Source organism: Pseudoalteromonas sp. TB41 (assembly GCF_000497975.1).
Lineage (GTDB): Bacteria > Pseudomonadota > Gammaproteobacteria > Enterobacterales > Alteromonadaceae > Pseudoalteromonas > Pseudoalteromonas tetraodonis.
In genome coordinates this window covers 1-11,496 of record NZ_AUTH01000093.1, presented here as the reverse complement: position 1 = coordinate 11,496, position 11,496 = coordinate 1, and the positions used below count along the sequence as shown (strand labels likewise).

The following is an 11,496-nucleotide window of genomic DNA, read 5'->3' as shown; positions in this document are numbered from 1 at the left end:
GTTTCGATGATGCTGTATAGGTGAGCGCTTGCTATTGCGCCGCGTGAGGTTTGGCTAAACATCCAGTTCTTACGGCCAATAACAAATGGTTTGATAGCGCGCTCGGCGCGGTTATTGTCGATATTAAGCTGACCATTTTCAAGATAAACTATAAGTTTATGCCATTGATTAGCGAGATAGGTTGCTGCCTCTGCTAACTTGGTTTTCCCGACTAAACGTGGCTGGTTTTGCTCTAGCCATTTATGCAGTTTATCGATAATAGGTTTCGCTTGCTCTTGCCTTATTTCATGCTTTTGTTCTGGTGTTTTATCGTTGAGTTTTGATTCAATGCCGTACAGTTTTTGAATAAGACTCAAGACTACGTCGGCTTTGCCTGTCTTGTTTTTACCCTGCACGTGTTTTGCTTCTATAAATTTACGACGTGCATGGGCCCAGCAACCAACTAGTGTTGATTGCGTTTGTGCATACGCTTGATAACCATCAACCTGTAAATAGCCCGAATAGCCATCCAGATAATTAACCACACAGGAAGCTGCCCGACTATTTTGATAGTCGTAAAGCACAATGTTTGGCATTGAGTTGTGTTTATTTATAGCCGATGGCGAATCCGTGCCGGTACAATATAGCCACATGTAACTTTTTACTTTGTCGGCGTTGACCACATTGACCGTCGTTTCATCGGCATGTATCGCAGGCTGTTTAAGTAACGCGTGTTTCAGTCGTTGTATCAGCGGTTCAAACAAGGTAGCGGATGCGAGTACCCAGTCACTCATGGTTTTACGGCTAAGCTCAATGCCGTATTGCTTGAACATCGACTCTTGTCTGTGCAGTGGCAGTGCATATTGATATTTGCTGGTGATGATTTGACTTAACAAACTGGACGTGGCCATGCCTTTGTTGATGGCCATGTTTGGCATCTTGGCTTGTTTAATACTGTTATTCGACCCTGACTTATCACATTCACGACACGCGTACTTTGGGCGAATATGCTCAATGACTTTTATCTTTGCGGGAACGAAGTCGAGCTTTTCGCTGACGTCTTCACCCATTTTATGCAACTCATTACCACAGCAGTTACACAACTTGTCTTCTTCGGCAATGTCATGAATCACTTGCTCACGGGGTAAGTCTTTGGGTAATGGTTTGCGCTTTGGTGTTTTGCGAGTGTAGATAATCTCTTGCGTAGCAAGCTCATCAAGTTGCTCAATGATGTCTTCGGCTTCATTAAACAATTCACCTTGTGCGTCAAAGACTTCGGCACTTTTACCAAATTGTTTTTGTTGCGCTAGGCGGAATTGTTCCTCTAGATACCGGTTTCTTGCAGTCGCTTGCGCTAATTTTTCAGCGTGCTCTGCCAGCAGCTTTTTAAGCAAAGCCGGATCGTCTGGAAGGCAGTTAACATCAATGTTCATCCTTTTATTTTATAATGTTTTTTACCGTAAACTAGCTTAATGCGATGGTTAATATTGATCCCGCGACGATCTAAATAATGCTAGCGTTTTCGATGTTGATTTGTTGATGCCCTATGACATCATACCCAGATAATAACCAGTGTAATTGTTGCTCGGTTAAGTTTAGGGTGTCGGCGCTGAGGTTTTTCGGCCATTTAAATTTGTGCTTATCGAGGCGTTTATACCACAGGGCAAAGCCTGTGTTATCCCAATACAATATCTTCAGCTTATCTCGGCTTTTATTACAAAAAACAAACACGGCACCGGATAGCACTGACAGTTCGAGTTCACTTTCAACAATGGCCGCTAAGCCATTAATGGATTTTCTGAAGTCGACAAACTGATTGCAAAGGTACACGTCGGGCACATCAATAAACATGTTCATGCTTGCAGCGCCTTTATTAAATTAGCCACCCATGTAGGCTCAGATGAGGTTGGTATAGTTAAATGAGTTTCACCATGAGATAACGTGATTGAGGCATTCACTTTATGGGGAATGGCTTTGTTTTGCACTTTCACCAATTTAGGTGCTTTTGCAGCGTCTTGTAACTTAGACCGATATTTATAAAAGTTTGAAGTGGGTAACATGTTTTCTTTACAAAATGCGACAATAGATAAGCCGCTGGTTTGTTGCTGCTCAATCAATTTTTGCCAGTCATTAAGGGTTCTTTTTTGCATAATACCTCCAGTAGAAACTGACGGTATTTTCAATTAATTAAATCCACTCTGCTAGGTGTCGTTGCTCGGACGCTTACGTAGGATTGGACTTATCATGCCTATTAAGAATACTGAAAATGGTTATAAGAGTTACAACCAACAAGCTCAACAGCGACTGAAGTTTATTCTTAGTGCCAGACAGTTAGATTTCTCCGTTGAAGAGATCAAAGAAATCCTGTTAGTTGCTGATAATGGCAGCACAGCTTGTCCTTTAGTTCGGGAAATCGTTGAGCATAGATTGGCTGAAACAGAGAAAAAATTTAATGATGCCTTAATATTGAGGAATGTCTTAAGAAGTGCAATTGATGACTGGAAGAGTAAACCTGATAAATCCCCTACAGGAGATATGCTCTGTCATTTAATTCAAGGATGTAATGATGAATAGCGTAGAGAGTAGAATTAAAGACACCAAAGCTCAAGAGTTGATTATTGATGGAGCTGGGTGTGCAAGCTGTGTAGGAAAAATAGAAACAGCATTGAAAAATGTTAATGGCGTAGATAATGCTCAGATGAACTTTGCATTGAGGACTGTTGTTGTTGATGGAGAAGTTGATTCAGAGGATCTTGTGCAAGCCATAGAATCAATAGGATACAATGCAAGGAGTGCAGAAGATACAAGTGATGATGAACTATTAGATGAGAAGGAAATTGCAGACCAAAAATACTATACAAGTTTAATGAGACAAATGTGGATAGCCTTGGGCCTTGGCGTACCGTTAATGATTTATAGTATTGCAGGTGGCCCAATGACTGTTGAAACTACGTTGGAACGTGGTATTTGGTTATTTATAGGGATCTTATGTGCAGCCATTATGTATTTTGCAGGTAAGCATTTTTATGTTGGTGCTTGGAAATCTTTTGTAAATCATAGTGCAAATATGGATACGTTAATTGCTCTGGGAACAGGTACTGCATGGATTTATTCTATGGTAGTTGTTTTCTTTCCCATGGCTGTTCCAGAAATGGCAAGGCATGTTTATTTTGAAGCTACTGCAATGATCATCGGATTGATTGATTTAGGGTTAGCATTAGAAGTAAAAGCGCGAGGAAGAACAAGCGAAGCAATTAAGCGTTTAATTGGGTTACAAGCAAAAACAGCACGAGTAGTTCGTGATAAGAAAGAAGTAGATATTGCTATTGAGCAAGTTTTATTAAATGACATTGTTCGAGTACGCCCAGGAGAAAAAATTCCTGTAGATGGCCTAGTCATTGAGGGGCACACGTCGATAGATGAGTCCATGTTAACAGGGGAACCTATGCCTGTCGCAAAAGAAGAAGAAGATGAGGTCGTTGCAGGAACACTAAATAAGACGGGTTCAATTCTTTTTAAAGCGACAAGAGTAGGTAAAGATACTGCGTTAGCACAAATTATTAATATGGTGAAAAGAGCACAAAACTCTAAGCCACCAATTGGGCGCTTAGCAGATGCTATATCTGCCTATTTCGTGCCTGTTGTTATGATCATCTCTATTATTAGCGCTTTGGTATGGCTTAACTTCGGTCCTGATCCCGCGTTAGCCTTTGCGGTTGTCTCTGCAACCACGGTTCTAATTATTGCCTGCCCTTGTGCTTTAGGTTTGGCTACACCAATGTCAGTGATGGTCGGTGTAGGTAAGGCTGCCGAAGCTGGAGTTTTGATTAGAAATGGAGAAGCGTTACAAACAGCATCAAAAATTACCGCGATGATTCTCGATAAAACGGGGACTATTACAGAAGGTTCTCCTACGGTAACCGACATTCTCGTTGCTGATAAATCCTATACAGAAAAATATATCTTAACGATAGCCTCTAGTATTGAAAGCAGATCTGAGCATCCACTTGCACAGGCTATTGTTGATTCCGCGATAGCACAAGAGATCGATCCTGAAGATATAAGTGATTTTCAAGCTATAGCTGGACACGGTATAGAGGCAAAACTTGAAGATCATCATTTACTCTTCGGTAATCAAAAGTTGATGTTTAAAAAAGGCGTGTTTTTAGGAGAATTTGTCTCAAAAGCACAAAAATTAGCTGATGAAGCTAAGACACCAATGTACCTCGCTATAGATAATAAACTTGCAGCAATTATAGCTGTATCTGATCCAATCAAAGAAGACTCTATTGAAGCAATCAAAAGGCTACAAAACAGTGGTATCAGAGTAGTTATGCTTACTGGCGATAATAGAGCTACTGCAAATGCAGTAGCAAAAAAAGTCGGTATAAAAGAAGTGTTTGCTGAGGTCCTTCCAGAAGATAAGTCAAATAAAGTGGCGGAATTACAAGCCCAAAATGAAATCGTTGGTATGACAGGAGATGGTATTAATGATGCCCCAGCATTGGCATTGGCCAATGTTGGATTCGCCATTGGTACTGGAACCGATGTGGCAATTGAAAGTGCTGACATCACCTTGATGAGAGGATCACTTCATGGCTTAGCTGATGCAATAGCTGTCAGTAAAGCAACGCTTAGAAATATCAAACAAAACCTGTTTGGTGCATTTATATATAACGTTGCAGGAGTTCCATTTGCAGCAGGTCTACTTTATCCATTTTTTGGATTGTTATTAAACCCAGTAATTGCAGGTGCTGCAATGGCTTTCTCCTCACTAACGGTTGTGAGTAATGCAAATCGATTGAGATTGTTTAAGCCGCAAGAACATTAAAGAAAAGGAAGAAATGACATGATGATCATTAATTTATTTGGGTTGGTACTTATAGCGTTAATTATCTGGTGGTTTTGGTTATATAAACCAGCAAAAGCAATTGATTCTACTATGGAAAGTGTAACCGTTATCGTAAACAACGGTGTTTATGACCCCTCTAGAATAATAGTAGCAAAAGGTAAAGAAACGACTCTCAATTTTCTTCGAAAAGACGGGAGTCCTTGTGCAGCAACAGTCATTTTTCCTGATTTTGAAGTCAGTGAAGAGTTACCTGTTGATGAAAATAAAGCGATTGAATTACCTTCTATGGCACCGGGTCAGTATCCGTTTCATTGTCCAATGAAGATGTATAGCGGCACTTTGATCGTTGAGTAGGAATATTTGGAGGACGAACATGAGCAATAACCAAAATCTTTTTGGTCAACACCTACAGGATGGGCAGCACTTGGTTTAATAGGGGCTGCTAGCTACTTCTTATTAGTTGAGCATCAGCAACATTTTTTTGAATATTTACCATTCTTAATTCTTTTATTGTGTCCTTTAATGCATGTCTTTATGCATGGCAGTCACGGACATGGTGACCATAAAGGTCATGAAGAAGAAGCTTCAGCACCAAAAGAGCCAGAAACATTTCAAGAGCTGACAGATAAAAATGAAGCTTACAGAGATGGGTATTTGGAAGGATTAAAAACAGGTAGAGAAGAAAGTAATAAGACGGAGAGTGACAATGAACGGTGAATCTGATTATGGCATGTGGACATTAGTGCTTTTGAATTCAGCAATTTTTATCTTTTTTGCATTTAGTTTTGCAAAGCCACAAACAAAAACTGATTGGCGAACTTTAGGTGCTTTTTCTGCATTCATCGTTGCTCTATTTACAGAAATGTATGGATTTCCATTAACTATATATTTTCTATCAGGCTGGTTGACTGAAAACTATCCAGGAATAGATTTTTTAGCTCACGATAACGGTCATTTGTTGCATACCATTTTTGGCTTTGAAGGCAATGCACATTGGGATCCTCTGCATATTGCAAGTAATATCCTAATTGTTTCTGGATTTTTTATTCTTTCATCTGCATGGAACGTACTTCATCAAGCTCAAAAGACTGGCACGTTAGCTGTGTCAGGTTGGTATGCACGTTGTCGTCATCCCCAATATGTCGCCTTTATTCTAATCATGTTTGGTTTTCTACTTCAGTGGCCAACAATACCGACCGTAGTAATGTTTCCAATATTACTCGTAGTATACATTCGACTTGCCAATAAGGAAGAAGCCAAGGTTATCAGTGAATTTGGTGATGAATACTTGAACTATATGTCTAAAACTCCCGCTTGGATACCCAATTTTTCAAATAAAACACAAGGAAAATCAAATGAAAAAATTAGTTAATTTAGTCGCTGTTATAAGCATTTTGTCTACCACTATTGGTGCTTCAGCTATTGGTGCAGAGATGAAAAAAGGCATGCATAACAATATGGCAATGTCCCATGAAAATATGGAAAAAATGCATAACAACATGCTTGCGATGAAGCAGCAAATGTTATCAGTAAAGCAAGAAAGTGATCCTGAAAAGCAGCAAGAGATAATGCATAAGCATCGAAAATCTATGATTAAAATGATGCAAATAATGCACAGAAGAATGGCTGATAAGCCCATTGAGCAACAAATAAAGATGGCAGAACATCATCTTGAGATGATGAGCAATATGATGCCTAAAATGGGGTCAAGCAAAATGTCTGGTAAGAAATCAACAAATAAACACAACCACTAAAGGAGGCCGTGATGACGGATTTAGCTCATAGAGTTGGAGTTAGAGAAAATAACTTGGTCGTTAGAAACCTGAAACTATCAAATGTAACTAGTGAAAATATTGATGCTTTGATAGAAGAAATAGATCAAATGTTCGGCCTAGACGAAGTTTCATTCAATAGAAAAGAGGAAGCAATTCATTTGGCTTACGATGCTGTCAATTTGGACCTTGATGGTATAGAGGAAGTCATCAGAAAGCATGGTGTAGATATACACGATGATTGGTGGACTCATACAAAGGAAAGTTATTACAAATTTTGTGATCAAAATGTAAAGGATAATTTCAAACATGAGCCATGGAGTTGTCATAAAACTCCTCCAGGTTCAATTAAAAGAAAACGTTAATCTTAAACTTAAAAAGGAAAATATCATGTTAAAAAATATATCTAAAAAAATAGCTTTAGTTGCTTTTGCAATTGTACTTACGGGCTGTGCAAACAGTAATTTCTCACATAATTACTTAATGAGAGGTCAAGTTGTTTCATCGTCAACTGATAATATGGTTGTATGCCTTGGCTTAGATGATGGAGCAGAAGTTGGACAAGAATTAACTGCCTATCGATTTTTTGAAACAGGTAACATTGGGGAAGGAGATGAGACTGTCGAAAGAAGAAATATTGGCAAAGTTAAAATTGAAAAAATAATTAATGAACACTATGCCAAAGTAAAAGTGATAGAAGGAAATGTAAAAAAACACGATATGGTGCAATTAAACAAATAGAAAATGTAGTTTGTAAGTAATCTTGTTTTTATTCATTTAAATAGTATCGAATTAAATAATAATTCGATACTAATGACCAAATAAATAAAAGGAAAATAATATGTTAAACAAAATTTCTAAATTAGTTGTCGTTGTAGTTTTTGGCTTGATTGTTTCTGGTTGTGCAAATAGCGATTTTTCGCATAGGTATCTAATGCGCGGCCAAGTAATCTCTGTAACTGATGGGGACATATATGTTTGTGTTGGCCTAGATGATGGTGCACAGGTGGGGCAAATTTTAGAATCTTACAGTTATGTAATGAATGACGATAATGACGAAGGAGCTGATTTCTTCAAACGGCAAAAAACAGGTCAGGTAAGAGTTGAAGAACTTGTTGATGATCACTTTGCAAAAGTTAGCGTGTTAGAAGGTGTCGTTAAGAAACACGATTTAGTCTTGTTAATTCAATGATGAATATCCTATTACGTGGTACGAGTAGTTTGGTGCCACGTTTTTTTATTTTCACACCTTACTAGGAGTCTTGTTATGGAAGGTTTATTTTCATTTTTACTATTCGCTGGACTTTTTTATTTCATGATGCGTCACGGCTGTGGTGCTCATATGGCCCACGGTCATCATGAGGAAAAGAACATAAATGATTCTTTCGTAGATCCTGTTTGTGGCCGTAAAGTTGGAGATGATCAAGGTTATGGAAAACTCCAAGATGGGCACTTATATCGTTTTTGCTCTAAAGATTGTCTTGATACTTTTGACCTTGAACCTGAAAGATTTATTAAAGAGCGTAATACTAATGCAGAAAAATCAACGGAGAAAACTAATGAATCATAAGATCTCACTATCTGCATTTGGACATGCGACAAGTTCATTTATAGCCATAAGTTTTACCCTGTGCGTTATTTTTGATTTGCTCTTTCCTCAACACGCAATGTACTCAACTTGGCTAAAGTTATTGCCAGGGTTTGAATGGATAAGTTGGAAAAGTTTCTTTTTAGGTCTGCTAGAAAGCTATTTATACGGTTGGTATTTCGCATTGATTTGGGTGCCAATTTACAATTTTGTAGGAAGCAAGAGTAAATAGTTTATAAAATATAAGAATTAAACATAGGATTAACTCACACCTTAGTTGTTGATTTTTAAGGGTTTAAATTTATTGTTGGCATTGTAGTTGCAGGAACAGAAGGACCTATGACGACATATTGACACCTGAGAAATAATCATGACCACCATAAATAATTCCCTTTTGGCCCAGATGCAGAGCATGTCTCTTGAAGCCATAGCAAAGCCACAAAATAACGATAATATTGTTAACAACACAACCAATAATTTTGGTGACTTATTGTCAAACGCCCTCAATACTGTAAATGATTTACATAAAGACGCAGGAAAGAAAACTACAGCATTTGAATTAGGAGATAGAAGTGTAACGTTAGCAGATGTAATGATTGCAAGATCTAAGTAAGCGTCTAGCGAACCACACCTAGCATCGATGTTCTGATTATCTAAAAATACCTGCTCAATGATAAATTCGGAGCAGGTGATGAAAACTTACAGAACAAGCGCACAGTGGCAGCAGCTTTTGCTGAAACGCAGTACGTTTAGTGGTACTAATATTGAATTCTGCCAACACCATAATGTCGCTATTACGACTTATTATAAACAACGTGCTTTACTGGCAAAAGACCAGCCTAATTCCACCTTGCCAGTGCACACGCAGTGCCTTACATCATCACGTTTTGTCCAGGTAAAACAAACTACTGAAGTCTGCGCGCAAACTCGTCAAAATACGCTGCAGTTTGATACGCTAACCGGCCAACTCACGTTTCCTATCGATTTAGCGACGGCCGATATCGTTGCCATTATTAAAGGGCTAACGGTATGAGGATGTTCGTTGATGTACCCACCGTCTATTTATGTGCCGATGCCGTTGATTTTCGAAAATCAATTAATGGTCTGGCGGCGTTGGTGGAAGCAGAGCTTGAACTACCCGTGCTCAGTGGTGCGCTATTTGTGTTTTGTAATAAAGGCCGTGACAAACTCAAACTGCTTTACTGGGATAACACCGGTTTTGCACTGTGGTATAAGCGATTAGATAAGCATAAGTTCAAATGGCCCAAACTCATGTCACCCACCATGACCTTAAGCGAGCAGCAATTACACTGGTTATTATCGGGTTATGATGTGATTGGACACAGTAAAATTGATGTCGCAGGTAAGCAAATGCTTTAATATTTGCGATCGATTGATGATCATCAAAGTGAGTTCAGTTAGCACTGCAAAGCCTTTGATGATGCCTTAAAATAGGCGTCATGAAAAATGAACTCGCCCTTAAACAGCGCATTGCTGAACTTGAAAAACTGTTAGCGCAGAAGGATGCCCAGATTGCGGCATTGGAAGAGCGCTGGAGCTTGGCCCAACAAAAACAATTCGGCAAAAGTGCTGAAGGCTTTGCCGGGCAAGGCGAGTTATTCAATGAAGTGGAAGAAATTGTTGAGGAAGTTGAGGCAGAGCAACAATCCATTAGCTATACCCGTAAAAAGCCGGTGCGTAAGCCACTGCCAAAAGACTTACCTCGTGAGCAAGTTATTCACGACATCATCGACAAAACCTGTGATTGCTGTGGCGGTGAGCTACATAGAATGGGTGAAGATAAGTCAGAAAAGCTTGAGTTCATACCCGCTAAAATCAAAGTGATTGAGCATATTAGGCCTAAATACGCCTGCCGTCACTGTGATAAATCCTCAACTCAGACACAGATTAAACAAGCCTCAATGCCTGCCATGCCCATCAACTGCGTATTCTCATGACTTTGATCACCGATTCTCATCAGCTTTGATCGCTTGATTTATCATTTTGTAGAGCCATTTTTAAATTAACTTAACTGATCATCATCAGTCAATTCATTTAACTGTTTTCGTATCGATTCTCCCACGGCTAGCGCATTTTAATCCCAGATTCTAACAGGGTTGAGCGATAATCATCGTCTAGCCCTGCCATTTTCTTTTTTCTCGCCATACTGGCTGTTTTAGTTGTATCTTGTTTAAATAACGCCATGGCTATTTTTCTCATTACGTTAAAAACAAGGGGTCCTTGCTTCTTACGGATTCTTGATTCATCTTCCCTAAAGTTCATATCCAACATCCAATGCATACTTTCAACCTGCCAGTGGCTTCGTACCGCATTAAGTGCTTGCTCCGCACCTAACGCTAACGAACTAATATACCAACGCGTTTCTATCGTGTCTGTACCTGATGATTTATCGTGAACCTCAGCGGTTACTTGAATAACACTCTTTAAGCCAGACCATTGGTAGATTTTATCTAACCAGCTTTTATCAATAAGCAATTGCTGACAAACCCTTGTTTCAATGCGCCCATGCCCTGAGCTTATTTCGGTATGTTTATCATAGTTGCTATTGGTCAATCCTTCGCGCTCACTCTTGTGCCACCAAGCTTCTAATTCACTCTGCATACCTGAATGGTTACCTTTGAGCGCTAGGATATAATCAGCTTTTTGTTTAATTATTTGTTTCGCTATTTCTTGCTGGCAGCCCATAGCATCAAGTGTAATGATGCTATTTTCAATATCTAGCATGGTGAGTAACTCAGGTATGGCTGTGATTTCATTTGTTTTGCTATCAACGGCTGTTTGCCCTAAAACTAACTGGTGTTGGCAGCTCCATGCACTGACGGTATGTAAAGCACTTTTTCTATCTTTGGTTGTAAATGAACGACGTGCAGTTTTTCCATCCATAGCAATAATATCAGCACCCGTGGTTTCAATAAGTGAAGATATCCAAGATTGAAATGCATGCTCTATTTCATCTGATTTTAACCGACAAATGACACGGGCTATGGTGTCGTGTCTTGGAATACCCGCGTTGAAAGCGCCATATCTTTTTAACCAATCAAGTTTTAGATGCCCAAAGTCTTCAATATCCTCCCATCCTTGTGCACCGGAGATTACTGCACTAATGGCTAAAAGGAGAATATCGATAAGCTCATGCTTTTTACAGCGTTCAATGCGAGGATCGGTAATTGAATTAAAGTGTTTCAGAAAAGTAGCGCTCATATTTTACGTGACCAAGGTGATTATTATGTCTTGATCTGATCACTACATATTCTATAAGTTCAATTTATAATGATCTTGCCGTG

General features: G+C 39.1%; 18 protein-coding genes and 1 pseudogene. 15 read left to right on the top strand and 4 right to left on the bottom strand.

All coding sequences use genetic code 11. The annotated features are described in order from the left end of the window. The 3 genes from L641_RS0115815 to L641_RS22395 all read right to left on the bottom strand — a co-directional run. A partial coding sequence (locus L641_RS0115815; RefSeq protein WP_024600959.1) for an IS66 family transposase occupies nucleotides 1-1,412 on the bottom strand: 1,412 nt, incomplete at its 3' end. Nucleotides 1,413-1,482: 70 nt separating this feature from the next. Continuing rightward, nucleotides 1,483-1,836 carry an IS66 family insertion sequence element accessory protein TnpB gene (gene tnpB, locus L641_RS0115810; RefSeq protein ID WP_024596033.1) on the bottom strand — a complete coding sequence of 118 codons (354 nt, stop codon included), beginning with the start codon at nucleotides 1,834-1,836 and terminating at the stop codon, nucleotides 1,483-1,485. Further along, on the bottom strand, nucleotides 1,833-2,129 hold the full coding sequence (locus tag L641_RS22395) for a hypothetical protein (RefSeq protein ID WP_024596032.1): 297 nt from the start codon (nucleotides 2,127-2,129) through the stop codon (nucleotides 1,833-1,835). Before L641_RS22395 ends, tnpB (L641_RS0115810) begins: the two co-directional genes overlap by 4 nt. A gap of 94 nt (nucleotides 2,130-2,223) precedes the next feature. Here L641_RS22395 and L641_RS0115800 point away from each other — a divergent pair, with 94 nt between their 5' ends. The 15 genes and pseudogenes from L641_RS0115800 to L641_RS0115730 form a co-directional block, all read left to right on the top strand. Next, nucleotides 2,224-2,553 (top strand): MerR family DNA-binding protein, encoded by a 330-nt coding sequence (locus L641_RS0115800; RefSeq protein WP_024602418.1) that lies wholly within the window; start codon nucleotides 2,224-2,226, stop codon nucleotides 2,551-2,553. Beyond that, nucleotides 2,546-4,810, top strand: coding sequence for a heavy metal translocating P-type ATPase (locus L641_RS0115795; protein WP_024602417.1), 2,265 nt, complete (start codon nucleotides 2,546-2,548; stop codon nucleotides 4,808-4,810). Before L641_RS0115800 ends, L641_RS0115795 begins: the two co-directional genes overlap by 8 nt. 18 nt (nucleotides 4,811-4,828) lie before the next feature. After that, nucleotides 4,829-5,185, top strand: coding sequence for a cupredoxin domain-containing protein (locus L641_RS0115790; protein ID WP_008109738.1), 357 nt, complete (start codon nucleotides 4,829-4,831; stop codon nucleotides 5,183-5,185). A gap of 78 nt (nucleotides 5,186-5,263) precedes the next feature. Continuing rightward, entirely contained in the window at nucleotides 5,264-5,548 is a 285-nt protein-coding gene (locus L641_RS22390; protein WP_076916070.1) for a DUF2933 domain-containing protein, read from the top strand. Further along, on the top strand, nucleotides 5,538-6,203 hold the full coding sequence (locus tag L641_RS0115780; protein WP_008109742.1) for an isoprenylcysteine carboxylmethyltransferase family protein: 666 nt from the start codon (nucleotides 5,538-5,540) through the stop codon (nucleotides 6,201-6,203). Before L641_RS22390 ends, L641_RS0115780 begins: the two co-directional genes overlap by 11 nt. Then, nucleotides 6,187-6,585, top strand: coding sequence for a hypothetical protein (locus L641_RS0115775; protein ID WP_008109744.1), 399 nt, complete (start codon nucleotides 6,187-6,189; stop codon nucleotides 6,583-6,585). The genes L641_RS0115780 and L641_RS0115775 overlap by 17 nt, the downstream gene beginning before the upstream one ends. 11 nt (nucleotides 6,586-6,596) lie before the next feature. Next, on the top strand, nucleotides 6,597-6,968 hold the full coding sequence (locus L641_RS0115770) for a hypothetical protein (RefSeq protein WP_024602416.1): 372 nt from the start codon (nucleotides 6,597-6,599) through the stop codon (nucleotides 6,966-6,968). A gap of 25 nt (nucleotides 6,969-6,993) precedes the next feature. Further along, entirely contained in the window at nucleotides 6,994-7,344 is a 351-nt protein-coding gene (locus L641_RS0115765; protein ID WP_008109746.1) for a hypothetical protein, read from the top strand. A 100-nt stretch (nucleotides 7,345-7,444) separates the two neighbouring features. Next, the gene (locus tag L641_RS0115760) at nucleotides 7,445-7,795 is read left to right on the top strand and encodes a hypothetical protein (RefSeq protein ID WP_008133179.1); all 351 of its coding nucleotides are present in this window, start codon (nucleotides 7,445-7,447) and stop codon (nucleotides 7,793-7,795) included. Between the two features lie 75 nt (nucleotides 7,796-7,870). Then, nucleotides 7,871-8,173, top strand: a complete 303-nt coding sequence (locus L641_RS0115755) for a YHS domain-containing protein (protein WP_008109751.1) — start codon at nucleotides 7,871-7,873, stop codon at nucleotides 8,171-8,173. Then, on the top strand, nucleotides 8,136-8,423 hold the full coding sequence (locus L641_RS23610) for a DUF5676 family membrane protein (protein ID WP_343223283.1): 288 nt from the start codon (nucleotides 8,136-8,138) through the stop codon (nucleotides 8,421-8,423). The genes L641_RS0115755 and L641_RS23610 overlap by 38 nt, the downstream gene beginning before the upstream one ends. A gap of 138 nt (nucleotides 8,424-8,561) precedes the next feature. Then, nucleotides 8,562-8,804, top strand: coding sequence for a flagellar hook-basal body complex protein FliE (locus L641_RS0115745; RefSeq protein WP_029750407.1), 243 nt, complete (start codon nucleotides 8,562-8,564; stop codon nucleotides 8,802-8,804). 78 nt (nucleotides 8,805-8,882) lie between these two features. After that, complete coding sequence (locus L641_RS0115740) at nucleotides 8,883-9,224, top strand: hypothetical protein (RefSeq protein ID WP_008467385.1); 342 nt, start codon at nucleotides 8,883-8,885, stop codon at nucleotides 9,222-9,224. Nucleotides 9,225-9,226: 2 nt separating this feature from the next. Then, on the top strand, nucleotides 9,227-9,571 hold the full coding sequence (tnpB, locus tag L641_RS0115735) for an IS66 family insertion sequence element accessory protein TnpB (protein WP_008113193.1): 345 nt from the start codon (nucleotides 9,227-9,229) through the stop codon (nucleotides 9,569-9,571). An 80-nt stretch (nucleotides 9,572-9,651) separates the two neighbouring features. Next, nucleotides 9,652-10,134, top strand: a pseudogene (locus L641_RS0115730) (IS66 family transposase zinc-finger binding domain-containing protein); the annotation flags it as partial. Between the two features lie 142 nt (nucleotides 10,135-10,276). Here L641_RS0115730 and L641_RS0115725 read toward each other — a convergent pair. After that, nucleotides 10,277-11,413, bottom strand: coding sequence for an ISAs1 family transposase (locus L641_RS0115725; protein WP_024602346.1), 1,137 nt, complete (start codon nucleotides 11,411-11,413; stop codon nucleotides 10,277-10,279). Between the last annotated feature and the right edge of the window lie 83 nt (nucleotides 11,414-11,496).

Excerpts from the sequence above, each read along its gene's own strand:
- L641_RS22395 (WP_024596032.1), bottom strand. The coding sequence starts at position 2,129 with ATGCAAAAAAGAACCCTTAATGACTGGCAAAAATTGATTGAGCAGCAA.
- tnpB (WP_008113193.1), top strand. The coding sequence starts at position 9,227 with ATGTTCGTTGATGTACCCACCGTCTATTTATGTGCCGATGCCGTTGAT.
- L641_RS0115800 (WP_024602418.1), top strand. The coding sequence starts at position 2,224 with ATGCCTATTAAGAATACTGAAAATGGTTATAAGAGTTACAACCAACAA.
- L641_RS0115770 (WP_024602416.1), top strand. The coding sequence starts at position 6,597 with ATGACGGATTTAGCTCATAGAGTTGGAGTTAGAGAAAATAACTTGGTC.
- tnpB (WP_024596033.1), bottom strand. The coding sequence starts at position 1,836 with ATGAACATGTTTATTGATGTGCCCGACGTGTACCTTTGCAATCAGTTT.
- L641_RS0115745 (WP_029750407.1), top strand. The coding sequence starts at position 8,562 with ATGACCACCATAAATAATTCCCTTTTGGCCCAGATGCAGAGCATGTCT.
- L641_RS0115765 (WP_008109746.1), top strand. The coding sequence starts at position 6,994 with ATGTTAAAAAATATATCTAAAAAAATAGCTTTAGTTGCTTTTGCAATT.
- L641_RS0115725 (WP_024602346.1), bottom strand. The coding sequence starts at position 11,413 with ATGAGCGCTACTTTTCTGAAACACTTTAATTCAATTACCGATCCTCGC.
- L641_RS0115740 (WP_008467385.1), top strand. The coding sequence starts at position 8,883 with ATGAAAACTTACAGAACAAGCGCACAGTGGCAGCAGCTTTTGCTGAAA.
- L641_RS23610 (WP_343223283.1), top strand. The coding sequence starts at position 8,136 with ATGCAGAAAAATCAACGGAGAAAACTAATGAATCATAAGATCTCACTA.
- L641_RS0115775 (WP_008109744.1), top strand. The coding sequence starts at position 6,187 with ATGAAAAAATTAGTTAATTTAGTCGCTGTTATAAGCATTTTGTCTACC.
- L641_RS0115795 (WP_024602417.1), top strand. The coding sequence starts at position 2,546 with ATGAATAGCGTAGAGAGTAGAATTAAAGACACCAAAGCTCAAGAGTTG.
- L641_RS0115780 (WP_008109742.1), top strand. The coding sequence starts at position 5,538 with ATGAACGGTGAATCTGATTATGGCATGTGGACATTAGTGCTTTTGAAT.
- L641_RS0115790 (WP_008109738.1), top strand. The coding sequence starts at position 4,829 with ATGATGATCATTAATTTATTTGGGTTGGTACTTATAGCGTTAATTATC.
- L641_RS0115760 (WP_008133179.1), top strand. The coding sequence starts at position 7,445 with ATGTTAAACAAAATTTCTAAATTAGTTGTCGTTGTAGTTTTTGGCTTG.
- L641_RS0115755 (WP_008109751.1), top strand. The coding sequence starts at position 7,871 with ATGGAAGGTTTATTTTCATTTTTACTATTCGCTGGACTTTTTTATTTC.